General features: G+C 60.9%; 23 protein-coding genes. 8 read left to right on the top strand and 15 right to left on the bottom strand.

Features of this window, described 5'->3' with window-relative positions:
• Window positions 1-139 precede the first annotated feature (139 nt).
• The 6 genes from J2X71_RS10365 to cydX all read left to right on the top strand — a co-directional run bounded on the left by J2X71_RS10365 (window position 140) and on the right by cydX (window position 7065).
• The gene (locus J2X71_RS10365) at window positions 140-715 is read left to right on the top strand and encodes a GbsR/MarR family transcriptional regulator (protein ID WP_007815869.1); all 576 of its coding nucleotides are present in this window, start codon (window positions 140-142) and stop codon (window positions 713-715) included.
• A 4-nt stretch (window positions 716-719) separates the two neighbouring features.
• A complete protein-coding gene (cydD, locus tag J2X71_RS10360) occupies window positions 720-2426 on the top strand; it encodes a thiol reductant ABC exporter subunit CydD (protein WP_310381912.1) in 1707 nt (568 codons plus the stop codon).
• Window positions 2423-4114, top strand: coding sequence for an amino acid ABC transporter ATP-binding/permease protein (locus tag J2X71_RS10355; RefSeq protein ID WP_310381910.1), 1692 nt, complete (start codon window positions 2423-2425; stop codon window positions 4112-4114). Before cydD ends, J2X71_RS10355 begins: the two co-directional genes overlap by 4 nt.
• Before the next feature lie 77 nt (window positions 4115-4191).
• Complete coding sequence (locus J2X71_RS10350; protein WP_113181683.1) at window positions 4192-5769, top strand: cytochrome ubiquinol oxidase subunit I; 1578 nt, start codon at window positions 4192-4194, stop codon at window positions 5767-5769.
• 6 nt (window positions 5770-5775) lie between these two features.
• Window positions 5776-6930, top strand: coding sequence for a cytochrome d ubiquinol oxidase subunit II (gene cydB, locus J2X71_RS10345; protein WP_310381907.1), 1155 nt, complete (start codon window positions 5776-5778; stop codon window positions 6928-6930).
• Window positions 6931-6942: 12 nt separating this feature from the next.
• A complete protein-coding gene (cydX, locus tag J2X71_RS10340) occupies window positions 6943-7065 on the top strand; it encodes a cytochrome bd-I oxidase subunit CydX (RefSeq protein ID WP_007815879.1) in 123 nt (40 codons plus the stop codon).
• Between the two features lie 61 nt (window positions 7066-7126).
• Here cydX and J2X71_RS10335 read toward each other — a convergent pair whose 3' ends face one another.
• Genes J2X71_RS10335 through J2X71_RS10325 form a run of 3 tightly spaced genes read right to left on the bottom strand, consistent with a single transcriptional unit; the run spans window position 7127 to window position 9666 of the window.
• Window positions 7127-7537, bottom strand: a complete 411-nt coding sequence (locus J2X71_RS10335) for a VOC family protein (protein ID WP_310381904.1) — start codon at window positions 7535-7537, stop codon at window positions 7127-7129.
• Between the two features lie 10 nt (window positions 7538-7547).
• The gene (locus J2X71_RS10330; RefSeq protein ID WP_310381901.1) at window positions 7548-8645 is read right to left on the bottom strand and encodes a Gfo/Idh/MocA family oxidoreductase; all 1098 of its coding nucleotides are present in this window, start codon (window positions 8643-8645) and stop codon (window positions 7548-7550) included.
• Between the two features lie 10 nt (window positions 8646-8655).
• Window positions 8656-9666, bottom strand: coding sequence for a Gfo/Idh/MocA family oxidoreductase (locus J2X71_RS10325; protein WP_310381899.1), 1011 nt, complete (start codon window positions 9664-9666; stop codon window positions 8656-8658).
• 367 nt (window positions 9667-10033) lie between these two features.
• On the opposite strand from J2X71_RS10325, the gene J2X71_RS10320 reads away from it, so the two are divergent.
• Entirely contained in the window at window positions 10034-11194 is a 1161-nt protein-coding gene (locus tag J2X71_RS10320) for a fumarylacetoacetate hydrolase family protein (protein ID WP_310381897.1), read from the top strand.
• Between the two features lies 1 nt (window position 11195).
• On the opposite strand, the gene scpA is transcribed toward J2X71_RS10320, so the two are convergent.
• The 4 genes from scpA to tauA all read right to left on the bottom strand — a co-directional run bounded on the left by scpA (window position 11196) and on the right by tauA (window position 16116).
• Window positions 11196-13331, bottom strand: coding sequence for a methylmalonyl-CoA mutase (gene scpA / locus J2X71_RS10315; protein WP_310381895.1), 2136 nt, complete (start codon window positions 13329-13331; stop codon window positions 11196-11198).
• A gap of 99 nt (window positions 13332-13430) precedes the next feature.
• Window positions 13431-14258: an ABC transporter permease subunit gene (locus J2X71_RS10310; RefSeq protein ID WP_310381893.1), complete on the bottom strand. Its 828-nt coding sequence runs from the start codon at window positions 14256-14258 to the stop codon at window positions 13431-13433.
• A complete protein-coding gene (locus tag J2X71_RS10305) occupies window positions 14255-15049 on the bottom strand; it encodes an ABC transporter ATP-binding protein (protein ID WP_310381892.1) in 795 nt (264 codons plus the stop codon). Before J2X71_RS10305 ends, J2X71_RS10310 begins: the two co-directional genes overlap by 4 nt.
• Before the next feature lie 62 nt (window positions 15050-15111).
• Complete coding sequence (gene tauA, locus J2X71_RS10300; RefSeq protein WP_310381890.1) at window positions 15112-16116, bottom strand: taurine ABC transporter substrate-binding protein; 1005 nt, start codon at window positions 16114-16116, stop codon at window positions 15112-15114.
• Window positions 16117-16320: 204 nt separating this feature from the next.
• Between tauA and J2X71_RS10295 the strand changes: the two genes are divergently transcribed.
• Entirely contained in the window at window positions 16321-17676 is a 1356-nt protein-coding gene (locus J2X71_RS10295) for an LLM class flavin-dependent oxidoreductase (RefSeq protein WP_310381888.1), read from the top strand.
• Window positions 17677-17679: 3 nt separating this feature from the next.
• On the opposite strand, the gene J2X71_RS10290 is transcribed toward J2X71_RS10295, so the two are convergent.
• The 8 genes from J2X71_RS10290 to J2X71_RS10255 form a co-directional block, all read right to left on the bottom strand.
• Window positions 17680-18333, bottom strand: a complete 654-nt coding sequence (locus J2X71_RS10290) for a methionine ABC transporter permease (RefSeq protein ID WP_037098446.1) — start codon at window positions 18331-18333, stop codon at window positions 17680-17682.
• A complete protein-coding gene (locus J2X71_RS10285) occupies window positions 18314-19396 on the bottom strand; it encodes a methionine ABC transporter ATP-binding protein (RefSeq protein ID WP_310381884.1) in 1083 nt (360 codons plus the stop codon). The genes J2X71_RS10290 and J2X71_RS10285 overlap by 20 nt, the downstream gene beginning before the upstream one ends.
• 85 nt (window positions 19397-19481) lie before the next feature.
• The gene (locus J2X71_RS10280; protein ID WP_310381882.1) at window positions 19482-20318 is read right to left on the bottom strand and encodes a MetQ/NlpA family lipoprotein; all 837 of its coding nucleotides are present in this window, start codon (window positions 20316-20318) and stop codon (window positions 19482-19484) included.
• 241 nt (window positions 20319-20559) lie between these two features.
• Window positions 20560-21120, bottom strand: a complete 561-nt coding sequence (gene msuE / locus J2X71_RS10275) for an FMN reductase (RefSeq protein WP_113319616.1) — start codon at window positions 21118-21120, stop codon at window positions 20560-20562.
• A 207-nt stretch (window positions 21121-21327) separates the two neighbouring features.
• A complete protein-coding gene (locus tag J2X71_RS10270; protein ID WP_310381879.1) occupies window positions 21328-22530 on the bottom strand; it encodes an MFS transporter in 1203 nt (400 codons plus the stop codon).
• A gap of 299 nt (window positions 22531-22829) precedes the next feature.
• A complete protein-coding gene (gene panB, locus J2X71_RS10265; protein WP_310381877.1) occupies window positions 22830-23651 on the bottom strand; it encodes a 3-methyl-2-oxobutanoate hydroxymethyltransferase in 822 nt (273 codons plus the stop codon).
• Window positions 23648-24523, bottom strand: a complete 876-nt coding sequence (gene panC / locus J2X71_RS10260) for a pantoate--beta-alanine ligase (protein WP_310381875.1) — start codon at window positions 24521-24523, stop codon at window positions 23648-23650. The genes panB and panC overlap by 4 nt, the downstream gene beginning before the upstream one ends.
• 292 nt (window positions 24524-24815) lie before the next feature.
• Window positions 24816-25409 (bottom strand): transglutaminase-like cysteine peptidase, encoded by a 594-nt coding sequence (locus tag J2X71_RS10255; RefSeq protein ID WP_310381873.1) that lies wholly within the window; start codon window positions 25407-25409, stop codon window positions 24816-24818.
• Window positions 25410-26040 lie beyond the last annotated feature (631 nt).

Here is a 26040-nt window from a genome sequence, read left to right as displayed (position 1 = left end):
GACGCCGGTCTATGAGAACAGACGACCGAAGCATGTATCCAAATTGACGCAGGTCAAGCTGGGCAATTGCGGCATAAACGCGAACGTCTGTATAGTGATTTCAGAAATTTCTGAAATAACAGATATAACGGAAACGACAATGAACCTTCCGCCTCTCGTTCAGTCCTTTGTCCTGCACTTCGGTGAAATGGGTTCCCGCTGGGGCATCAATCGCACGGTCGGCCAGATCTATGCCCTGCTCTACGTCTCGCCTTCGCCGCTTTGCGCCGAGGAGATCGTCGATGCGCTCGGCATATCGCGCTCGAATGTCTCCATGAGCCTTCGCGAATTGCAGGCCTGGAACTTGGTGCTTCTGCGCCACAAGCCGGATGACCGGCGCGACTTCTTCACCACACCCGATGATGTCTGGCTGATTCTCAGAACGCTTGCCGAAGAGCGCAAGAAGCGCGAAGTCGATCCCACATTATCTGTGCTGCGCGAGATCCTCATGCAGCGCCCGGCGAGCGAGGCCGAACGCCATGCGCAGGAGCGTATGAGCGAGATGCACACGCTGATCGAACAGCTGACGCATTGGTATGAAGACGTAAAACAACTTGAAACAGAAAGGCTTGCGACGTTGCTCTCGTTAGGTGCGAAAGTGACCAAATTGCTGGAGGCCAAGGACAGAGTCGTTTCGCTTGGCCGCCGCCGTCCCAATCCTGCGAACAAGAGTTAGCGCCATGGGCAGTGCTTCCTTCGACGCGAGAGACCAGCAGTTGGCCGGGATGCCGGATCGTAAGGTCGCGGCAAGCAAGCCGTCCAAGACCAAAAGCCACCTACGCGGCGCCGCGATGCTGCAAGCGTTTGCGGCTGCACTCTGGATTCCCCAGGCAGGCCTGCTCGCCTGGTCCGTCGGCCGGCTCGCCGATGATGGAAGCCCTGCCGATATCCTCTGGTCCGCGGTCTTCATCCTGTTGCTCGGCGTCGTTAAAAGCTGTCTCGATGCGGCTGGCGGCCGCATTGCTTTTCGCGCAGCACGCGCTGAGCTCAGTGAAAAACGCGCCGCCGCCATCCGCCTGCTTGCCCGTCTTTCGCCTGTTGATGCCGGGCGCCCTGCGTCGGGTGAGGCCGCCAGCATTCTCGGCGAACAAGCTGAGCTGATCGTGCCCTATCTCTCCCGTTTCCAGCCGGCGCGGATGAAGGCAAGCCTTGTGCCGCTCATCATCCTTAGCTGCATCTTTCCGATCTCCTGGATCGCCGCGCTCGTGCTGCTGTTTGCGGCGCCGCTCATTCCGATCTTCATGGCGCTGATTGGTTGGCGCGCGCAGACTGCGAGCGAAAAGCAACTCGTCGCAACGGGCGGCCTCAACGCTTTCCTGCTCGACCGGCTGCGCGGTCTTGCGACGATCCGCTCTCTGAACGCGGTCGATGCCACGGCGCGCAGGCTTCGCGCGGAAGCAGAATCGCTTCGCACGCGCACCATGACAGTGCTGAAGATCGCTTTCCTGTCTTCGGCTGTGCTCGAACTCTTTTCGGCACTCGGCGTCGCGATGACCGCCGTCTATGTCGGCTTCAGCCTGCTCGGCGAAATCCGCTTTGGCGCCTGGTCGGGCGGCCTTGACCTTTCGCAAGGCCTGTTCGTCCTGCTGCTGGCACCGGCCTTTTTCGAGCCGCTGCGTGAACTCTCCGCCGTCTGGCATGACCGGGCCTCGGGCGAGGCCGCGCTGAAGGCGCTGGATAGGCTCGCTGCCGAAGGCATGGCGCTTCCCGATCGCCAAGAGGCAGGAGCCTTTGCCTCGAACGGGGGCCTCAATATCCGCCTGGAAAATATCAGCTTTCGCTATCAGCCGGATCATGTGCTGGTCCTTGATGGCTTCAATCTCGACATTGCCGCCGGCGAACACGTAGCGCTGCTTGGCGCCAGCGGTACCGGCAAATCAACATTGTTGTCGCTGATCGCCGGTCTGGCGCCCTGCAATGAGGGCCAGGTTCTGATTGGCGGCACAGCGACAGATCGCGGCAAAATGGCCTGGATCGGCCAGAAGCCGCATATTTTCGCAGGCACTGTTGCTGCCAATATTACGCTGGGACGACCAGGCATCACCAAGACAGAAGTCTCCAAGGCGCTCGATGCCGCAAAGCTTGGCGGTGTCGCGAATGCCTATGGACATCGCCCGCTCGGTGAAAGCGGCATCGGCCTTTCTGGCGGCGAGGCGCTGCGCCTTGCGATCGCACGAGCCGCCTGCGATCCCGATATCCGCATCATCCTCGCTGACGAGCCGACCGCACATCTCGATGCCGAGACGGCCACCGAGATCACCGAGAGCCTGCTTGCTCTTGCTGAGGGCCGCACACTGATCGTTGCAACGCACGACCCGCTGTTGGCCGCACGCATGCACCACGCGATCCGCCTTGATACGGAGCGTCTTCAGGAGGCTGCCGAATGACCACGTTCCTCAGAGACGTCAAGCCGGTCCTGCGCCTGTTCATGCAGACGCGCCGCAAGGAACTCCTGCTCGGCGCCGCACTGTCGGCTGCGACCGTCACGGCTGGCATCGCTCTGCTCGGCCTATCCGGCTGGTTCATTACCGCAACCGCGCTTGCAGGTCTCTCGGTAACCGTTGCCGCGACCTTTGACGTCTTCGCGCCATCGGCCAGCATCCGTTTCCTTGCCATCCTGCGCACGGCTGCACGCTATGGCGAAAGACTGACGACCCACAACGCGACGCTCGCCGTGCTCGCCGCCCTTCGCGAGCGCCTGTTTCGCGGCTGGGCCTCCGCCGGTGCGGCGCGCGCCCTTCTCAACCGTCCGGCCCGGCTGCTCTTCCGGCTGACCGCCGATATCGATGCGTTGGATTCGCTCTATCTTCGCATCCTGGTGCCGGCAGCCGTAGCAGTCGGCACGGCACTTGTTGCCAGCGTGACACTCGGCCTGATGCATCCGCTGTTCGGCCTGCTCTTCGGATCTTGCCTCGTTCTGGTGGGGCTTGGCCTGCCGCTCGCCGCCGGCCGGCTGGCACTGAAGCACGCTCGCCGCCGCGCCTACGGCATCGAAACCATCCGGTCGCGGACCATCGATCTCGTCGCTGGGCAGACCGATCTTCTCATGGCAAACCGCCTTGCCGCACAGCAGCAGGCAATCGCCGCCGCGGACGCCTATACCGCCAAGGCCGACGACCGCCTGAACAGGATCGAGACCCGCGTGAGTTTCGGTTTCGGGCTCGTCTCGACCGCCCTGCTGGTTGGGGCATTGCTGACATCAGCGACGCTGATGCAGACGGGCACGATCACCGCACCTGTTGCCGCACTCGGCATGCTCGTCGCCTTTGCCGCAACAGAACCCTTTGCCGCATTGCGCCGCGGTGCGATGGAATTCGGCAGGACCATGCTGGCGGCCAAGCGCATCGCACCGCGTCTTTCGGCCGTTCAAGTGGATTTCACGCCCAAGGCTCCGGCCCATGAGCTTGCCTTCGCGCTGCAGAATCTGACCGTCGCCCATGACGGGGCGGCACTGCCGGCCTTGCGGGAGGTGACGTTCGAACTTCGCCGCGGCGAGCACATGGCCGTGGTCGGCAGCAGCGGCGCCGGCAAATCGACCCTGCTGTCGCTACTGTCAGGCGAACTGCCGCCAACTGCCGGCATGGCCGCAGCGCTCGACGCAACGCTGCTCACCCAGCGCACCGAGCTTTTCCAGGACACGCTGCGCGGCAACCTGCTGCTCGCGGCGCCCGATGCTGATGATGACCAAGTGCGAGATGCGCTCAGAGCCGCAGGCCTGCTTGCCGATGTCGATGCGCTGCCATCAGGCCTCGATACCCCGCTCGGCGAAGGCGGCATGGGGCTTTCCGGCGGCCAGTCGCGCCGGCTGGCGCTCGCCCGCCTCTTCCTGCGCGACACGCCGCTCTGGCTGCTCGACGAGCCGACCGAGGGGCTCGACGGCCGCACCGCCCGCGATGTGCTGCATCGCCTCGCGCTGAGAGCGGAAGGCCGCGCGCTTGTCATTGCCACACATATTCGCCGCGAAGCGGCGCTTGCAGACTTGATCGCCGTCATCGAGGACGGCCGCATCTCAGAAGTTTCGCGCCGTGGAGAGGCGGCGTTCGAAAAGGCGCTCGACCTGCTTCGGCCGGATTGAGCGAACAGGCATGCTCCGCACGGCCAGCCGGCATGCGGAAACTTCTTGATACCCCGTGGGACCGTGGGAGTAAGACAATGGAACTAGACATCGTAGCGCTATCGCGCTTCCAATTTGCGCTGACTGCGCTTTATCACTTTCTGTTCGTGCCCTTGACGCTCGGCCTTTCCGTGCTGCTTGCCATCATGGAGACGACCTATGTCATGACCGGCCGCCAGATCTGGCGGCAGATGACGAAATTCTGGGGCACGCTCTTCGGCATCAATTTCGTGCTGGGCGTCGCAACCGGTATCGTCATGGAATTCCAGTTCGGCATGAACTGGAGCTATTACAGCTATTATGTCGGCGATATCTTCGGCGCGCCACTTGCAATCGAGGGCCTGATGGCCTTCTTTCTCGAAGCGACCTTTGTCGGCCTTTTCTTCTTCGGCTGGGACAAGCTGTCGAAGGTCGGCCATCTGGTCGCCACCTGGGCGGTGGCGCTCGGCTCGAATTTCTCGGCGCTCTGGATCCTCATCGCCAATGGCTGGATGCAGAACCCGGTCGGTTCCGCGCTCAATCCCCAGACGATGCGCATGGAGATCGTGAGCTTCTTCGACGTGGTCTTCAACCCCGTCGCCCAGGCGAAGTTCGTCCACACGGTTTCGGCCGGTTACGTCTGCGCCTCGATCTTCGTGCTCGGCGTTTCGGCCTGGTATATGCTGAAGGGCCGGCATATCGAGCTTGCCAAGCGCTCGATGACGGTCGCCGCTTCCTTCGGTCTCGCCTCGGCACTGTCGGTGGTGGTGCTCGGTGATGAAAGCGGCTATCTCGCCACCGAAAACCAGAAGATGAAGCTCGCCGCGATCGAAGCCATGTGGAAGACGGAGCCGGCACCGGCTGCCTTCACCGCCTTCGGCTTCCCGGATCAGGAAGCACGCGAGACGCATTTCGCCGTCCATATCCCCTGGGTCATGGGCCTGATCGGCACACGCTCGCTGACGACGGAAATCCCCGGCATCGACAAGCTGGAACAGCAGGCCGAGATCCGCATCCGCGACGGCATCAAGGCCTATGATGCGCTGATGCAGATCCGTTCCGCACCGGCCCAGGATCAGGTCGCCCAGGAAGTCCGCAGTTCCTTCGAGGATCTCGGCCACGACCTTGGCTATGGTTTGCTCCTGAAGCGCTATGTCGACGATCCGCGTCAGGCGACCGACGAACAGATTGCCCAGGCGGCACGCGACACCATCCCGCATGTGCCGACGCTCTTCTGGTCGTTCCGCATCATGGTCGGCCTCGGCATGTTCTTCATCGTTCTGACGGCAACCTTCTTCTGGCTGTCGGCCCGCCGACATCTGGACAAATATCCGCTGCTGCTGCGCATCGCGGTCTTTGCCATCCCTCTGCCCTGGATCGCCATCGAGGCCGGCTGGGTGGTTGCCGAAATCGGCCGTCAGCCCTGGGTGATCGAAGGCGTGCTGCCGACGGCGGTTGCCGTCTCCAATCACGGCGCCTGGGCAGTGCTGCTCACCATCATCGGGTTTGCCGCACTCTACACGACCCTGATCATCATCGAGATGAGCCTGATGCTCAGGGCGATCCGCCAGGGGCCGGAACCGGACCACGAGCCGGAAGCCAAGCTCATTTCCGAAACCCTCGTTCCCGCGGAGTGACCTGTCATGATCCTTCATGAACTCATCGATTATGGAACCCTGCGCCTCATCTGGTGGGTGCTGCTCGGCGTGCTCTTGATCGCCTTCGCCGTCACCGACGGCTTCGACCTCGGCGTCGGAACGCTCCTGCCCTTCGTCGCCAAGACCGATGCGGAACGCCGTGTCACCATCAACACGATCGGCGCCACCTGGGAAGGCAATCAGGTCTGGCTCATCCTCGCAGGCGGCGCGATCTTCGCCGCCTGGCCGCCGCTCTACGCGGTCTCCTTCTCGGGCTTCTATCTGGCGATGTTTGCGATCCTCTTCGCGCTCATCCTGCGTCCGGTCGGCTTCAAGTATCGCTCCAAGCGCGACAGCGCGCGCTGGCGAAACGGCTGGGACTGGGCGCTCTTCATCGGCGGTTTCGTGCCGTCGCTGATCTTCGGCGTTGCCGTCGGCAACGTGTTGCAAGGCGTTCCCTTCCGCTTCGCGGACGATATGCGGATCTTCTACGAGGGCTCGTTCTTCGCGCTTCTGAACCCCTATGCCCTTCTCTGCGGCCTGCTTTCCGTCGCCATGCTGGTAATGCATGGCAGCGCATGGCTGGTGCTGAAGGCAACAGGGCCGGTTGCCGATCGCGCTCGGCGCTTCGGCAGTATCGCAGCGCTTGTGGTCATCGTGCTCTTTGCGCTCGGCGGCCTATGGCTCTGGGCCGGCGTCAGCGGTTATCGCATCACCAGCGATATCAGTCCGGTCGGCCCGTCGAACCCGCTTCTGAAGACGGTGGCGCTGGAAAGCGGTGCATGGCTTGCCAATTACCTCACCCATCCCTGGATGATCGCCGCTCCGGTACTCGGCTTCCTGGGTGCGGCGGCCGCCTTCCTTGCCATGCGAGCACGGCTGGAAGTCATGACCCTGCTCTTCAGCGACCTCTCGATAACAGGCATCATCTCGACGGTCGGTCTTTCGATGTTCCCGTTCATCCTGCCCTCTTCGCTCGACCCGAGGTCGGGCCTGACGGTCTGGGATGCATCGTCGAGCCACCAGACGCTCTTCATCATGCTGGTCGTTACGGTCATCTTCCTGCCGATCATCTTTGCCTACACCGCCTGGGTCTACAAGGTGCTGTGGGGCAAGGTCGACGAAAAGAGCATCACCGACAAAAACAGCCACGCTTACTGAGGAGACGAAACGATGTGGTATTTCGCATGGATACTCGGCCTGCCACTGGCAGCCGCCTTCGCCGTCCTCAACGCCATATGGTACGAGCTGGTGGATGACGAAGCCAAGAAAAAGGCATCGGGCGAACGCCGATAGCGAATTGAAGGGCGCGGCCCAAACCGCGCCCTTTTTCTTTCAGCTCATCGCCGCACAGCTGTCAGCCAAGCCGGTTCTGCGACCGCTCCGCAAGCTCGACAATGATGCCATCGGGATCGCGGACAAAGGCGATCCTGTTCAGCATCTCCGAATGGACGGCAAAGCGCGGCCGTTCCTTGATTTCGACGCCTGCCGCTTCCAGCTGCGCGAAGGTTTCTTCGACCTTCTCGAAATGGAAGGTGATGTGCTTGACGCCTGCCGTTCCTTCGGGAAGATCGACCGCGCGAGCGGCCCCGCCAGGCGGGGCGAAAACTTCTAGCATGCCGCCGCCAGCGTCGAGGAAGGCAACCTGCATGCCATCAGGCATCTGCTTGCGCAGCTGCAGTTTCAGCCCGAGCAGACCACAATAGAACTCGATGGCACGATCCATATTGCTGACGGTCATACCGATATGTTCGAATGATTTCAGCATCTTCACTACCTCAGACGCCTGCCGCAACGCGCCGTTCTTCTTCCGGCAGCCAGGAACGATAGAGCGGATGGTCGGCCGTGATCGGCATCGGCGTCGGTTGGCCGGAACGCTGCGAATAATAGGCGGCTGTTACGAGCTCCAGCGAATTGCGCGCATCCTGCAGGGTGACCGGCGGATCCCTGCCCTCCATAAGGGCCTGATGGAACAGCTCGAACTGGCGCGTATAACCGTCTTCCTTGGCTTCGTAGCCGGCAAGCGCTGCGTCGATGCGGGCCTGATGTTCCTCGGTCCCAGCGATGAAGGTCCAGGGATCGCGGCCCATCGTGTAGGGTTCCAGAATGCTCTCGGCGACGAGATCGCTGAAGCAGAAGCGCAGCCTGGAGATTTCCTTGCGTGAGCCGAGTGTCATGGACAGCGTAGCAAGGGAGCCGTTCTGCATCTTCACCGACAGCGCGGCGGTATCTTCCACCTCGATCGGATTAACCAGCGTCGCGCCATAGGAAAACACCTCGGCACAGGGGCCATGCACATAATTCAGCATGTCATGAGCATGGATCGCATGGCCGAGCAGGCCGCCGCCGAGTTCCGTCGCCCATTTTCCGCGCCATGGCACGGCGTAATAGTCCGGCCCGCGCCACCAATGGGTCTCGATGGTGGTGAGGAAGGGCCGGCCAGCCAGGCCGCGCTCGATCAGAAGCTTCAGCTTCTGCAGGCCGCTGCCGTAGCGATACTGGAAGATCGGCATCAGCTTGCGGCCGTTCGAACGCGCCAGGATGCGCGCCATCTCGTCCACTTCGGCGATCGAGCCGAAAAGCGGCTTTTCGCAGATGACGTGCTTGCCACTTTCGATCGCCTTTTTGCAGAGCTCGAAATGCGAGTTCGGCGGCGTGGCGATATCGATGATATCGAGATCGTCGCGTGTGAAGAGCGAATCCGTATCCTGGGTATATTCAGGGATCTTGTGCTCCTCACAGAGCGACTGGCCGCGATCCGCGTCGAGAGAGCAGAGAAGGGGAACCTCGAAAAGATCGCGGTTCCAGCCGAAGCCTGTCAGATGCCGTTCTGCAATGCCCGCGCCGATGACGCCCACGCGCAGTTTCCGTGTCATGATGTTTTCCTCAGCGGGTGCCGATGCGGGCGGCCTTGGTCTGTGCTTCGATTGAAAGGCGGCAGACTTCGTAGACATGGTTCTGCGTCATCGCCGTTTCGCTGCGGTCGCGCACGTCGGCGGCAAAGGCATCGAAATAGTCGAGCTTCTCGCCGCTGCAATCGATATGCGTCATCTCCTTGCCGTTGACGAGGAAGAGATGATCCTTGCCGGGCCGGCCGGCGATATCGATATATTTGCGCAGCTCGATATAACCCTCGGTGCCGAGAATGGTCAGGCGTCCGTCGCCCCAGGTGGGCAGCGCCTCCGGCGTGAACCAGTCGACGCGGACATAACCGCTTGCCTTGTCGGAACGCAGCAGCACTTCACCGAAATCCTGGAAATCAGGCTTTTCCGGCATGCCGAAATTGCCAACAGAGCTTGCAACCACCTCACCCGTCGTCGAGCCGGTGTAGAACAGGAACTGGTCGACCTGATGCGAGGCGATATCGACGATGATGCCGCCGAAGGCTTCCGGATCGAAGAACCAGTCCGGCCGTGTCGGCAGCTGCAGCCGGTGCGGCCCCATGCCGAGCGTCTGGATGACCTTGCCGATCGCCCCATCCTTCACCAGCTTGCCCGCCTTGACGGCGGAGCGCACGCAATGACGCTCGGAAAAGCAGATGGAGAAGATCCTGCCGGTCTCGGCAACGGTACGTTTGACCTCTTCCAGCTGGGCAAAGGTCGTGACACCCGGCTTGTCGGTCATCACATCCTTGCCAGCCTTCATGGCGCGGATGGCAAGGCCGGCGCGGTCACGCGGAATGGCGGCAATGCAGATGACATCGATCGAGGGATCGGCAAAGATCTTCTCGCGATCGATCTGCGGCGCATCCGGATAGGTCTTCTCGAACATTTCGCGGATTGCAGGCACAGTCGTTTGCGGGCAATAGCCGACGAACTCGCCACCGGCCGCCAGCAATCCCTTCACATGATCGAACGTGTGCCCATGGTCGATCCCGACGACGGCAAATCTCAGCATCGCAGTATTTCCTCCCGCGAAATTTCCGGAATCGGCAGCCGCCGACCCTCCTCCATGGCGCAAAACAGACAGCGAAAGAGAAGCCCTGTCAAGGCAAGATCAGCGGTAAAACTCTTTTGCCGCATTGGTAAATATATGAAATAGAACGGTTATTTTGTATCTAAATAGTTATAAGTTATGAGGAAATGCCGCTTGGGTGCTCCATTGCGTCGCGGGCGCAAGCCGCCGATGAGAACCGCTTTTCGTCCGTTGAGACTTGCTCTTGCCCGATGAATATGCTCGATTTTCGTAGCCGTCGGGTAGGAGGACGGCAGCTATCCCTTTCTGCAGGAGCGCTCCCCGCTCCGCCCTGTGACGGAAGATCACCATGTCCCATTCTCCCCTCGATGCTACCGCTTCGGGTGGCCTGTTTGTCGGCCGCGCCTGGAATCCTGATGTTGTCGGACCGAGCACCGTGACGCTTCGCGACGGCGCACTTGTCGATATCACCTCGGCCGAAGCGCCGACGCTTAGCGCGCTGCTGGAACGAGCCGATGCGGCAGAGTTCGTCCGGGCCGCCACCGGCAGGGTGCTTGGCACGCTGGAGGCGATTGCCGCCAACAGCACAGGCAAGCCCGATGCGAGCAAGGCCTATCTCCTGGCGCCGGCGGACCTGCAGGCAATCAAGGCCTGCGGCGTGACCTTCGCCCAGTCGATGATCGAACGCGTCATCGAGGAGAAGGCGGCTGGTAATCCGGATCGCGCTGCCTCTATCCGCGAACGCGTCAGCACGCTGATCGGCGGCAGCCTGACCAACATCAAGGCCGGTTCGCCGGAAGCGCAAGAGGTTAAGCAAGCTCTGATCGAAGAAGGCATCTGGTCGCAATATCTTGAGGTCGGCATCGGCCCTGACGCCGAGGTCTTCACCAAGTCGCCGGTTCTCTCATCCGTCGGCTGGGGCTCGGACGTCGGCCTTCACCCAATCTCGACCTGGAACAATCCGGAGCCTGAAATCGTGCTGGCGGTCAACAGCCGCGGCGAGATCAAGGGCGCCACGCTCGGCAACGACGTGAACTTGCGCGATGTCGAAGGCCGCTCCGCGCTGCTGCTTGGAAAGGCGAAAGACAACAACGCTTCCTGCTCCATCGGTCCTTTCATCCGTCTGTTTGATGCGAGCTACAGCCTCGACGATGTACGCAAGGCCGAGCTCGACCTCAAGGTCACTGGCACGGATGGTTTCGTGCTGCATGGCAAGAGCTCCATGTCGCAGATCAGCCGCGATCCAACCGATCTCGTCAAGCAGACGGTTGGCGCTCATCACCAATATCCGGATGGTTTCATGCTGTTCCTCGGCACGCTCTTTGCGCCGACGCAGGATCGCGACGCGAAGAACCAAGGTTTCACGCACAAGATCGGCGACGTCGTGGAAATCTCGTCGGCCGGCCTTGGCGCGCTGGTCAATACGGTGAGGCTTTCCACAGAATGCCCACCCTGGACCTTTGGCATCTCGTCGCTGATGGGCAATCTCGCAAAGCGCGGGCTGATCTGAGCTACTGGTTTCGCCTGATACCCTGCAGCAGGTCGAGAACGGAGTTTGCGGCCTCGAGCACATTCGTACCTGGACCGAACACGGCGGCAACGCCGTGTTCGTGCAGGAATTCATAGTCCTGCCGCGGAATGACGCCGCCGCAGACGACGATGATATCGCCGCCGCCCTGTTCCTTCAGCTTATCGATAAGCTGTGGCAATAGCGTCCGGTGACCAGCGGCGAGCGACGAAACGCCGACGACATTGACCTTCTCGCCGAGCGCCATGCTGGCCGCTTCTTCGGGTGTCTGGAACAGCGGGCCGGCGAGAACATCGAAACCGACATCGCCGAAAGCGGTGGCAATGACCTTGGCACCGCGGTCATGCCCATCCTGACCGAGCTTGGCGACCATAATCTTCGGCTTGCGGCCAATGGCCTCGGTGACTTCCGCCATACGCACCTTGAGCACGTCAAGCTCCGGCTCGTCCCGGTAGGCCGCACCATAGATGCCGCGGATGACCTTGGGCGTCGCAAAATGATCGCCGAAGACCTCGCGCATCGCATCGGAGATTTCGCCGACCGTGGCGCGCGCCCGCGCCGCTTCGACGGCGGCCGCAAGCAGATTGCCGTTACCGCTGCGGGCAATCTCCAGAAGCGCTTCCAGTGTTTCCTTGACCTTCACGCCGTCGCGCCGCCGCTTGGTTTCCTCGATGCGGCGGATCTGAGCGGTGCGTACCGCGCTGTTGTCGATTTCGAGAATGTCGATCGTCTGTTCGGTCTCCAGCCGGTATTTGTTGACGCCGACGATGACCTCGTCGCCCTTGTCGACCGCGGCCTGGCGACGGGCGGCGGCTTCCTCGATCAGCCGCTTCGGCAAGCCTTCATTGACGGCCTTCGTCATGCCACCGAGCGCCTCGACCTCTTCGATCAACGCCCAGGCCTTGTCAGCCAGTTCCTTCGTCAAGCTCTCCACGTAGTACGAGCCGGCGAGCGGGTCGACGACGTTGGTAACGCCAGTCTCGTGCTGCAGAATGAGCTGCGTATTGCGGGCAATACGCGCGGAAAACTCCGTCGGGAGCGCGATCGCCTCATCGAAGGAATTCGTGTGCAGCGACTGCGTGCCGCCGAGCACGGCGGACATGGCTTCAAAAGCAGTGCGGATGATGTTGTTGTAGGGATCCTGCTCCTGCAGCGACACACCCGATGTCTGGCAGTGGGTGCGCAGCATCAGCGAAGACGCTTTCTTCGGCTGGAACTCCTCCATGACGCGGGTCCAGAGCAGGCGGGCAGCGCGAAGCTTGGCCGCCTCCATGAAAAAATTCATGCCGATCGCGAAGAAGAAGGAGAGCCGGCCGGCGAAATCATCGACATTCAGCCCCTTGGCGATCGCCGCACGCACATATTCGCGCCCGTCGGCGAGGGTGAAGGCAAGCTCCTGCACCAACGTCGCGCCGGCCTCCTGCATGTGATAGCCGGAGATCGAAATGGAATTGAATTTCGGCATCTCCTTCGCCGTATATTCGATGATATCGGCGACGATGCGCATCGAGGGTTCCGGTGGGTAGATATAGGTGTTGCGGACCATGAACTCCTTGAGGATATCGTTCTGGATGGTCCCGGAAAGCTCCGCCTTCGAAACGCCCTGCTCCTCGCCGGCAACGATGAAATTCGCAAGAATCGGGATGACCGCGCCATTCATGGTCATGGACACGGACATGTCCTGCAGCGGAATGCCGTCGAAGAGGATCTTCATGTCCTCGATACTGTCGATCGCAACACCCGCCTTGCCGACATCGCCGACGACGCGGGGATGATCGCTGTCATAGCCGCGATGGGTGGCAAGATCGAAGGCGACGGAGAGACCCTTCTGGCCCGCAGCAAGGTTACGACGATAGAAGGCGTTGGATGCCTCGGCGGTCGAAAAGCCGGCATATTGCCGGATCGTCCAGGGCCGGCCGGCATACATGGTGGCGCGCGGACCGCGCGTGAAAGGCGCAAAGCCCGGTAGGCTGTCCGCATCCGTGCCGTTCAGATCGGCGGCCGTGTAGAGCGGTTTGACGTCGATGCCTTCGGGCGTGTGCCAGGTCAGCGTATCCGGTGCTGCGCGCAGCTCCTTTTCCGCCAGCGCCTCCCAGTCCGACAGCGTCTTCTTCGTCATATCATCCTCCGGATCGTCTGCGCGCCACGCTACCACCATGCGGTGACGCGGCGCGATACAGCCTTAGGATAATTTCATCGGCAAGGCGATGATAGACGTTCAGCGATGCGCGGCCCAGGGCACGAACAACCGCTCGATCAGCCGTGCCAGGATCTCGAGCAGGAAGGCAATCGCGGCAATGACGATGATCCCGCCGATGACGATATCGGTCACGAGGAACTGCGCCGCAGACTGGATCATGAAGCCGAGGCCTTGGCTTGCCGCAACGAGTTCGGCCGCGACCAGCGTCGACCAGCCGGCGCCGAGCGCAATACGCGTCCCCGTCAGGATCGACGGAATGGCGCCTGGAAGAATGACATGCAGCAGCACCTGCAGCCGGCTCGCCCCGAAGGAGCGGGCAGCGTTGACGAAATCGCCCGGCGCGGATTTGACGCCTGACGCTGTCGACAGGATGATCGGCGGCAGCATCGCGAGCGAGATGACGGTGACCTTCGACGCCTCGCCGATGCCGACCCAGATGATGATCAGCGGCAAATAGGCAAGCGGCGGCAGGGGCCGCAGGAATTCGACGATCGGATCAAGGATGCCCTTGCCGATACGGCTCGTGGCGATCGCGAGGCCTGCCGGCACACCGATGATGAGCGAGACGGCGAGCGCTGCGAAGATGCGCAGCAGGCTTGCGAGCGTATGTTCGGCAAGCGTGGAATCGACGAAGCCGTTGATCGCGACATTGGCGAGCGATTTCGCCACGACCAGCGGCGACGGCAGGAAGACCGGTGAGACGGCGCCATAGGCCGAAGCAAGGCTCCAGCCGGCGATAATGACGGCAATTGTTGCAAGCGAGATCGCCAGCGTGCCGCGGCGTTTCGGCCGCGCCTCTACCTGATCCGACACTGCGGTCGTGAGTGCTTCCGCCTCGACGCTCATGCGGCAATCTCCTCTTCATCCGCGTGGATGAGTGCAGTCAGCTCCTCATGCAGATTTTTGAAGGTGGTAAGCGCCTTGATCTCCTTGACGCTTCTGCCGTTGAGCAACGCCTTCCCAAACTCGGTCCTGATGTCGGCGACGATGCGACCGGGATTGGGCGCCAGCACGATGACGCGTGTCGCAAGCAACAGGGCCTCGTCAATGCTGTGGGTGATCAGCAGGGCACCGGTTTTGCTTTCCGCCCAGACATCCAGCAGGAATTTCTGCATGCGGCTGCGTGTCAGCGCGTCGAGCGCACCGAGCGGTTCATCAAGCAACAGGAAGCGTGGGCCGGAGGCGAGCGCGCGAGCGATGCCGACGCGCTGGCGCATGCCGCCTGAGAGTTCCCAGATATTTTTGTGACCCGCGCCATCGAGCCCAACCTTCACCAGCAGTTCTTCCGCGCGGCGCTGTCTCTCGCCTTTCGGGATGCCTTGAAGCTTCAGTGGAAAGGCCACGTTGCCGGCGGCGGTCAGCCATGGATAGAGCGCGTCGTCCTGAAATACGACGGCCCGGTCCACGCCTGGCCCTTCGATCTCTTTGCCGTCGACCAGTACACGCCCCTCGCTCGGCTCAGTGAAACCAGCAGCAATATTGAGAAGGCTAGTCTTGCCGGAGCCGGAACGGCCGATGACGACCACGAATTCGTCCGAAGCGATATGCAGGTTGACGCCATCGAGCACACGTCTCTTCCGACGACTGCCTGCCTCGGCATAGTCGAGCGACAAGGACTGTAGTGAAAGTATGCTCATGGGCATCACCTGTTGGAGAAAAAACCGGCGCAGCCGAAGCCGCGCCGGGACCCTTGGGAGGATCAAAGACCTGCCTTGGCTGCTTCCTTGACCCAGCGGTCGGAAACATAGGGGCTGTAGTCCTTCAGAACGGCGGGGATCTTGCCCTGCTCGAGGAGGAAGGCCGAGGTTTCAGCAACGGCCTTCGTCGTACCGCCACCGAGGAGATCGGCGCTCGCCTGTTCCTTCAGGCTCGGGAAAATGTAGCCCTTGAGAAGAGCCGGCACTTCATCGGTCTTGGCACCGGTAAGCTTGGCAATCTTTTCGGCCTCCGGTGATTTCGCATTCCAGCTATCCGGATTGGCGAGGTAGGAGGCATAAGCCGCACCGGTGACCTTCACGAAGCCGGTGACCACTTCAGGATGGGCCTCGGCAAATTTCTTGTTGACGATCCAGGCGTCAAAGGTCGGGCCGCCCCACTTGGCAACATCGGCCGAAGTGGCGAGCACGCTGCCGCTCTTCTTCAGCTGCGCCAGGACCGGGTCCCAGACATAGGCGCCGTCGATATCACCGCGCTCCCAGGCAGCAGCGATTTCCGGCGGACGCAGGTTGAGGATCTGCACCGACTTCGGATCGACCTTCCAATGCTTCAGCGCCGTCAGCAGGCTGTAATGCGCGGTCGAAACGAAGGGCGTGGCGATCTTCTTACCCTTCAAATCTTCTGGCTTGGTGATACCCTTGACGGCGAGCGCTTCGGCGTCGCTTATGAGACCGACGACATAGATCGTCTCGATCGGCAGTTCGCGGCTGGCGGCAGCGGCAAGCGGCGATGAGCCGACATAACCGATATCGATGGAACCGGAAGCGATGGCGGTGATGACATCGGCGCCGCTATCGAATTTCTGCCAGTTGATCTTGGCCTTGGTCTCCTTTTCATAGGTACCGTCGGCCTGCGGTACGCGGGACGGCTCGACGATCGGCTGGTAGCCGATATTCAGCGTGACTTCGGCAGCGTGGGCCGCATAGGTGGTCAAGGTGAGGACAGCGGCAGCGGCCGTACCCAGAAGGTTGCGTCGGTTGATTTTCATATCCCTCTCCCGCAATGTTCAAAATCATTCCACCCCGGAATGTGGTTAGATCATTGTAAAATTCATAGATTTTATAGAGATAGAAAATTCCCGGAATCGGGCATGCGAGATAATTTGCTTCTAAATAACGAGAGAGAACCGGTGGTTTCCCGATCTGCCCGATAATTCCACCAAATGACCGACTAACATTTCAGGACAGTATTGATGAAGAAAATGCAGATCTACGCCTTCGACATGAACTGCGTCGGACACATAAATCACGGCATGTGGACGCATCCGCGGGATCGTTCGGTCAACTATACCGATCTTGATTATTGGGCAGATTTTGCGCGCACGGCCGAACGCGGCAAGCTGGACGGCGTATTTCTCGCCGATATTGTTGGCGTCTACGATATCTATAAGGACAGCCCGGGCCCGGTCATCGAGACGGGCGCGCAAATCCCGGTCAACGATCCGCTAATGCCGATTTCGGCAATGGCCTACGTCACGAAGCACCTCGGCTTCGGCGTCACCGTCAATACGACCTATGAGCCGCCCTTCCTGCTGGCGCGGCGCATGTCGACCCTCGATCACCTGACCAAGGGACGCATCGGCTGGAACATCGTGACAGGCTATCTCGATAGCGCTGCCCGCAGCATGGGTTTCGACGAGCTGCCGGAGCATGATGCGCGCTACGACGCCGCCGAGGAATATCTCGAAATCCTCTACAAGCTCTGGGAAGGCAGCTGGGATGACGGTGCGGTGCTGCGCGATAGGGAACGCAGCGTCTTTGCGGATGCCGCTAAAGTGCGGGCCGTCAGCCATCAGGGCCAGTATTATAAGATGGAGGGCATCCATCTCTCGGAGCCCTCGCCGCAGCGCACGCCCCTGCTCTTCCAGGCCGGCGCATCCGCACGCGGACAGGATTTCGCCGCCCGCCATGCCGAATGCGTCTTCATCGCCGGACCGACGCCGCAATCGGCGCGGCCGACCGTCGATGCGCTTCGCGCCAAGACGCTTGCCAATGGCCGCGGCGCGGATGCGATCAAGATCCTGAGCCTGATTACCGTCGTTGTCGGCAAGACCGAAGCCCAAGCGCAGGAGAAGCTCGAGGACTATCGCCGGCACGCAAGCATCGAAGCGTCGCTTGCGCATTATTCGGCCTCCGTCGGCGTCGATTTTTCGAAATACGGGCTCGATGACGTGATCGACCAGAACTCGACCAACGCCAATCAGTCGGCACTGGCGGCAATCACCAAGCAGGCGGCAAAGCCGGTGACGAAGCGGCAGATCATAGACCAGATGGTGCTCGGCAGCCGCATGAAGCCGATTGTCGGATCGCCGGAACAGATTGCCGATACCCTGCAGCGCTGGATCGAGGAAGGCGGCATCGACGGCTTCAATCTCGCACGCACTGTGGCACCTGAGAGCCTTCATGATTTCGTCGATCTCGTCGTGCCTGTGCTGCAGGAGCGCGGCCTGTTCAAGGCCGACTATGTGGAAGGGCCGCTGCGCCAGAAGCTGTTCGGCGGCAATGGCCGGCTGCCGGCCAGCCACCCCGCCGCACAGTTCAGGCGATAATTTCTAGCGATGATCCATGCGGGCGACCAGCCGGTCGCCCAGCCACTGGATGCCGCAGACGAGAACGATGAGCACGACCACGACCGCAATCATCACATTGGTCTCGAAGCGCTGGTAGCCATAACGAATGGCGAGGTCACCGAGACCGCCGGCACCGATGGCGCCGGCCATCGCCGAAGCACCGATCAGCGTCACCAGCGTGACGGTAAAGCCGGCGACGATTCCGGGCAGGGCTTCGGGCACCAGAACCTCGCGGATGATCGTCCAGCGATTGCCGCCCATGGCACGCACCGCATCGATCAGGCCACGATCGACCTCGCGCAACGAGACTTCTGCGATACGGGCATAGTATGGCGTCGCGGCAATGGCGAGTGGAACGATGGCCGCCCAGGTGCCAATCGCCGTGCCGACGATAAGGCGCGTCAGCGGGATCAGTGCCACCAACAGGATGATGAAAGGCACGGAACGGAAGCCGTTGATGACGGCGCCGAGGATGCGGTTGATCCAGAGATTTTCGGCAATGCCGCCGCGGTTCGTCAGCACCAGCGCCAGGCCGAGCGGCAAGCCTGCTACCAGCGAAATCAGGCCGGATGCAGCTGTCATCAGCACCGTCTCCCAGAGGGAGCGCAGCAGCAGATTAATCATGATCGGTGACATAACCAAGCACCTCCACCCGGGCCGACCGGGCCTTCAGAAACTGTTCGACCGTCCCGGCAAGCGCGGGATCGCGCGCAGGAACGGCAATGAAGAACCGCGCCACGGGCTGGTTCTGGATGTGATCGATACCACCGTGCACGAGGCGGAAGGAATGCGGCAGCGCTGCCGAGAGATCGGCAAAAAGCGCGCCTTGCGCTTCCGGTCCAGCAAGATCGACACTGAGGATAGCTTCCGTGCCGCCGGTCTGCGACAGGCGTGCAGCAATGTGTTCCGGAAGCTGCGGGCGGATGCCGCCGAGCAGGCTTTTTGTGATCGCCGCCTGCGGATCGCCGAAGATCGACCAGACTTGGCCTTCTTCCACGATGCGCCCCGCATCGATGACGGCGACGCGATCGGCAATGCCGCGCACCACCTCCATCTCATGGGTGATCAGCAGGATCGTAAGTCCAAGCTTACGATTAATGTCCTTCAGCAGAGCTAGGATGGAACGCGTCGTTTCCGGATCGAGAGCCGAGGTCGCTTCGTCGGACAGCAAGAGGGCCGGCCGGGCGGCCAGTGCGCGGGCAATGCCGACGCGCTGCTTCTGGCCACCTGAGAGCGACGACGGATAAGCCCTAGCCTTATCGGAAAGACCGACCAGTTCCAGAAGCTCCTGCGCCCGCTTCAGCCGTTCGGCCTTGGCGAGACCCTCGATCTTCAGCGGCAGGGCGACATTCTCCTCAACCGTCTTGGCCGACAGCAGATTGAAATGCTGAAAGATCATGCCAATGCGGCGGCGCAAGGGCTGCAGTTCATGCTCGGCGAGGCCTGCAATATTGCGGCCCTCGATGACGATCTCGCCACTATCGGCCCTTTCGAGACCGTTGAGGCAGCGGATCAGCGTCGATTTGCCGGCGCCGCTGCGGCCGATGATGCCGAGGATTTCGCCCTTCTTCACGCTGAGCGAAACGCCGTCGAGTGCTGCCGTCACGCCGAACTTGCGCCTGACATCCTTCAGGCGCACGACCTCTTCGGCATCGACCGGCCGCGTCTCGATCCCTAAGGCGGAGACAATTGAATTCATGCTCGTTCCTTCACAAACGCTGAAGGCGGCCCTGGCAAAAGGCCAGGGCCGCCTCGGTTGCTGACGCCCTTCTAGGGCGGCGAAATCAATAGGCGCTGAGGCCCGTGCCCTTATAGACCTTATCGAATTCGGCCTTAACCGTCTCGTTCTGATAGGAGGAGACGAGCGTCTTTACCCAATCGGCATCCTTGTTCTCTTCCTTGACGGCAATGAAGTTGCGATAGGGATTGTCGGCGATCGGCTCCTGCGCGATGCGCTCCTTCGGGGACAGACCGCTCTTCAGCGCCCAGTCGGTATTGACGATACCGGCATCGAGGTCATCAATGGAACGGCCGACGATACCGGCGTCGAGTTCGCGGATCTCGATGTTCTTCGGGTTTTCCGAGACGTCGACGATCGTCGCCAGAATGCCGGTGCCGTCCTTGAGCTTGATCAGGCCCTCATTCTGCAGAACGCGAAGCGCACGGCCTTCGTTGGACGGATCGTTCGGGACACCGATTACGGCGCCCGCTGGCAGTTCGGCAACCGACTTGTGCTTCTTGCTATAGAGACCGATCGGCCAGACGCCCGTGTAGCCGACGGATACGATATGGTAGCCGTGCTGCTTGACCTGATTGTCCAGATAGGGCTGGTGCTGGAAGGCGTTCGCGTCGATTTCGCCGCGCTCCAGAGCCTCGTTCGGCTGGGTATAATCGTTGAAGGTGATCGTTTCGATCTTGAGGCCCTTCTTGGCGGCTTCGCTGGTGACGACGCGCCAGACATCCTCGTCCTCGCCGCTCATGATGCCGACCTTGATCGACTTGTCTTCTGCAAAGGAAGGAGCCGGCGCAGCAAAGGCGATGAGCGCAGCCGCAGAGGCGGCAACAGTAAGAGCCGCGCGGCGCGAAAGCGAAATGGCGCCGAAATTCTTGTTCTTGGTCATTTTTTTATCCCGTCTGACTGAATGAGGCCGAGCCCCGAGCAGGCGGATAATTGCAAATGCGCTTACTGCGAGCGAAGCACGAACGTCTGATGTCTTCTCACCACCGGAAAAACTCTTGCCGCGTCTTCGAGAGTGGCAGGATAAAATTCCATCAAATTTATGGATTAAATGCCAGCTGCCAGGCACGCTCCAAACAAAACGGCGCCCGAAGGCGCCGCTGAAATCCGTCTTTGGATATTGTTTATTCCGCTGCGATCAGCCTTGAGCTTCTGCCCGGAAAGAAGGCTGCGAGTTCGCCGATCACCTCCCCGATGCGCTTGGAAAGCTGTTCGGAGGAAACGCGATAGTCGGTGAAATCGCGGTCCGAGGCGTAGACAGCGGTCGGCAGCGTGTGGGCCATGAAGAAGCCGAAGAGCGGGCGCAGCTGATGCTCGACCATCAGCGCATGACGATCGCCGCCGCCAGTCGCAGTGATGACGATCGGCTTGGCACGCAGCTCATGCGGGTCGATGAGATCGATCAGATGTTTGAAGAGACCCGGATAGCTGCCCTTGAAGGTCGGCGCACCGATGACAAGGACGTCGGCATTGGCGATGTCGGCGATGATTTCCCTGGCGCGATTGTCGAGATCGTCGCGGCGCAACGCCTGGCCGAGCGAAGGGCCGACGTCCGTCAGGTCGTAAATCGTATTGTCGAAGCCATATTTTTCGGCGGCGAGGCCGGCGATATTCTCGACCAGCGCAAAGGTCTTCGAGGGACGATTGAAGCTGCCGGCAAGACCGACCAGTTTGGGTGCAGACATATCATTTCCTTCCACTATCGCGCCGTCGATGGCTGCATCATATGACGGATATTATCCATCAAAATAGTAGATTAAAGAAATGACGATCCGTCTTCTCCGAGGGCCGGGGAAAAAATGTTCGTTCGAACGCAACACCGCGCCGCGCGCTTGCCCTGACGCAAAAGAGGCACCGAAACACGTTTCGGTGCCTCTTTCTGAGTGCGAAACTTAAACTGCTCGATGCTTCGGGATGCGCGGCAGGAAGATGGTGAACAGGCCGAGCAGCGGCAGGTAGGAGCAGATACGATATACGAAGGCGATACCGTGCGAGTCGGCAAAACCGCCGAGCAAGGCCGCACCGAGACCGCCCGCACCGAAGGCGAAGCCGAAGAAGACGCCGGCTATCAGGCCGACGCGACCCGGCACCAGTTCCTGCGCGAAGACGACGATGGCCGAAAAGGCCGACGCAAAGATCAGGCCGATGACGACGCTGAGCACGCCCGTCCAGAAAAGGTTCGCATAGGGCAGCAGCAGCGCGAAGGGGATCACGCCGAGGATCGAGAACCAGATCACGAAACGGGCGCCGAAACGATCGCCGATCGGGCCGCCGAGGAAGGTGCCGGTGGCAACGGAACCCAAGAACAGGAAAAGCATGAGCTGCGCCTGCTGCACGTCGAGCTGGAAACGGTCGATGACGTAGAAGGTGAAGTAGCTCGAGACGCTTGCCATGTAGACATTCTTCGTCGCCGTCAGCAACACGAGGATGAGTAGCGCCCAGACGACCTTGCTCTGAGGCAGCGGCAGCGTGCGGCTCGCGGCCGCCTTGCTGGCGTTTTGGCGACGGTGACTCATGTACCAGTTGCCGACCCAGCTCAGGACCACTATGCCGACCATGGCGATGCCGGAAAGCCAGGACACGCTGTGCTGACCGTTCGGCAACACGATGAAGGCGGCCAGCAGCGGACCGATCGCCTGACCGGCATTGCCGCCCACCTGGAAAAAGGACTGGGCGAAGCCGTGGCGACCGCCGGAAGCAAGACGCGCGACGCGCGAGGATTCCGGATGGAAGACCGCCGAACCGAAGCCGATGAGGCTTGCCGCAACCAGCAGCAGCTCGAAGCTGCCGGCATTGCCGAGCAGGATCAGGCCGCAGAAGGTGCTCGCCATACCAACCGGCAGCGAATAGGGCATCGGCCAGCGGTCGGTGACGATGCCGACGAGCGGCTGGAGCAGCGAGGCCGTGACCTGGAAGGTCATGGTCAGAAGGCCGATCTGCACGAAATCGAGGTTGTAATTGGCCTTGAAGAGCGGATAGAGCGAGGCAAGCAGCGACTGCATGATGTCATTGAGCATGTGGCAGAAGCTGACTGCCACCAGGATGGACATTGCGGTCTTTTCAAAGCGGGGGGCGCTCTCGGCAACGGATGCCATGGGTCTTCCTCCTGCGCGGCCGGAATCATGCCGGTCCGTCGTCGGTTTTCGTGCGTGCTGTTCTTAAGGCGATCGGCGCTTGGGAAGTGAATTTCAGCGGCGGTCGCTGAAAAAGCATTTATCGTATGAAGTGGAACGATTACAGCCCAGTTTTACGCGGATCGGTACGCAGTTTTTAAGATATTTGCTCTCGATCCTGCATTCGGCACCTCACGCGCCAATCCCGCCCTGGCGACTGCTCCAGGGGTTGGAGCCGATATGGCTTATCGCCGGACTCTCCAACGCAATAGGTCGCGCGATCAAGACCTGCGCTTGAATGTATGTTTCTCCGTGGGGAATGCGCGGGAGCGCACCTCCTCTGCATAGGCGGCAGCCGCCACCCCGACCCTCTTTCCAAGTTCGTCGTATCGTTTGACGAAGCGCGGCGTGAAGTCATTGAACAGTCCGAGTATGTCGTCCGAAACCAGGATCTGACCGTCACAGGCAGCCGAGGCACCGATCCCGATTGTCGGAACAGGAATTGCCCTCGTCACCTCGCGGGCAAATGTCTCGACGGTGCCCTCGATGACCACCGCAAAGGCTCCCGAGTTGCCGACCGCGTCGGCATCACGCCGGATCTTGGCAACCTCCTCCTCGGAATGTCCAACAGATCGGTAGCCGCCTGCGGTATGAACCTGCTGAGGCATGAGCCCGATATGCCCGAGGACCGGAATACCGCGCGCGGTGAGAAAGGAAATTGTCTCGGCCATCTCCTCGCCACCTTCGAGCTTGACCGCGTCGCACCCTGTTTCCTGCAGAATGCGCACAGCATTGCGATAGGCCAGCTCCTTCGACTCCTGGTAGCTGCCGAAGGGCATGTCGACGACCACGCAGGATTTAGCGACGCCACGCATCACCGCCTTGCCATGGGCGATCATCATGTCGAGCGTCACCGACACGGTGCTCTCCATGCCGTAAAGAACCATGCCGAGCGAATCCCCAACGAGCAGGAGATCGCAGTGTTCGTCCAGGAGCCGCGCCATCGGTGTAGTGTAGGCCGTCAAACACACAATCGGCGTTCCGCCCTTCATCGCCCGGATTCGCGTTGGCGTCAGGCGTTTTGCGGAGCTGACAGCGCTCATTGTGCTTCTCCTGTTCCAGACGAACCTTTTCTCGCGATCACCCGATTGTCGAGGAGCTTGGTCGTGCCAATCCGCACGAACAGTGCGACAACCACCGGGTCCTCGATTTTCGCCACATGCTTCAAGGTCGAGGCGTCCCTCACAGCGACGACTTCCGGCTTTGCCAGGGGCTCACGGCCGATGAAGCCGACTAGCTTCGCTTCAAGGACCTGCGGGTCGGAGAGGCCTTGAGCGACAAGGCGCTCCGCCTCGTCCAATGCGCGCGGGATGATGACCGCTGCGCGTCGTTCCTCCTCGCTGAGATAGACGTTACGAGAAGATAGAGCGAGACCATCCGCATCCCGGACCGTCGGCACCGAAACGATACGCACTGGCAGAGCCAGATCGTCGGCCATCCGTTTGATGATGACGACCTGCTGGTAATCCTTCTCGCCGAAATAGGCGTTGTTTGGCTGGACGATATTGAAGAGCTTGCTGACGACGGTGGCGACACCCGCGAAATGCCCCGGTCGAACGGCGCCTTCGAGCTCGCAGCCAAGCTCCGGCACATCAACCACAGTTTTCATCGGGTGCGGGTACATATCTCCGACACCGGGCGCAAAGAGAATATCGACGCCACCCTTTTCCAGCATCGTTCTGTCGCGTTCCAGATCGCGCGGGTATCGGGTCAGGTCCTCCGTCGGCCCGAACTGGAGCGGATTGACGAAGATCGAAGCAACGACGATTTCGTTCTCAGCGCGGGCTCGCGCAACAAGTTCCATGTGCCCCGCGTGAAGATAACCCATCGTCGGCACGAAACCGATGCCTCCGCCATTTGTTCTCACCGCTGCAAGCGCTGCGCGCACCGCCTCAATGCTCGATAGGACCTGCATGTGCCCTCCCTGGCCGCCTTCCTGACGTTGGGGGCGGATAGAAGATGTAAGCAGGGTCGCAGGTCAATGGATTCTTTTCGATAAGACCGATTAGATGAAGAAGCTTCCATCAGGGCGTGTTCAAATATTGCGGACCGCAACCGAGGCGGCGGATTTCTCACTGGGCAACAAGGGGCGGCGGCTGAGTTGATGGTGTTTCCACGCGCGTGACTTCCGCGCATCTGCTTACAGATAGCGGCACAAAAGATCTCCACGCCCCACATCCGCCCGAACTCGTATCATGCCCGTGCATCTAAAGTTCGTACCATATTCGCGGATTGTCGCCCGACTGGATCATCAGCCAGCGAAGATCCGTATCCTTCCAGCCCTTGATCGCATTCGTGCGGTTGTCGAGCACCAGATCGCCCTGATCGGTTCTGACGACCAGAACCGCGTGGCCCTTGCCGGAGGGCGTCTTGGTCACGGCGATCCGCAATGCCTTCGTCGACCAGCCCATGGCAATGAGGTGGTCGCGCTTCGTCAACGCAAAATCCTCGCAATCGCCCGCCGTGACGTTCACCTGCCAGACATCACCTTGATCGGGCCGGTCGTCGAGCGAGCGGATCGAGCGGTTGACCGAGGTGTTGACAGTGCGAAGCTGCTCGTCCGCTAAGGGGCCCAAGGAGACTTCCGAAGCATCGCCGCGAGCAGTGCACTCATCGGGATTTCGAGCGCAGAACATCACATGCGCGAAAGGTGCTGTAGTCCGGCGCTTTTCAGAAATATAGCTGAATACAGGCGCCGCCTTCAGGCCACGGGCTGCACCGGCAGGCCCGTCCGCGTGAGCAGTCTGAACCGAGAAAAGAGATGCAAGCGTCATCACGATAACCAGTTCATGCTTGCGCATCTTATACCTCCGTGTGGTGGTTGATCGAACGATGATGAGGTTCGCCCAGCGGTGATGAAGCTCTTTCAGGCGCGTCATTCGGACGGCTGGGCGCTTGGTCGCGATCCTTTATTTCCGGGATGTTTCCGGAGACGATCACCTTTCAAATGCAAACGCTGTACGTGTGTCTCACTTTGCGAACCAGACACATCCAAGTTGTGGGCATGTCCGATCCTTCAGTCACAGCGCAACTGGCGGTATGCGCATCGCAACCAGACGCATGCAGCCAATGACTTGACAATTTAAACTAGTGCGGCGGACGGCCGTGTCAATTGCCGTGATAGGTGCTGATTTGGAAAGACAAGCACTGGGCAACAGGAGATATCGCACTATGTGCGGGCGACGGCGGGCCGGGATCCAATGCCCGTCGCGGACCGGATTCTGGTCGCCCTTCAAGTCGTCGCGGCATCGACGACCGAGTGTTACTATCAAGGACGCCAAGCCTCGGTTCCGTCAGGCAGGGCGGTGTCGCCCTGACGAAGAAGCCGCCGGTATTGTCGTCGCTGTCAGTATGCCCCTTTCGCCGTTGCAGCTCTACCGGAGAGCAAGCCCGCCAGCTTCGGCATTTGCGACGCACCGGAGGATGCTTTTC

It is taken from the genome of Rhizobium sp. 1399 (assembly GCF_031455475.1).
GTDB lineage: Bacteria > Pseudomonadota > Alphaproteobacteria > Rhizobiales > Rhizobiaceae > Rhizobium.
This window is presented reverse-complemented; position numbering and strand designations above follow the sequence as displayed.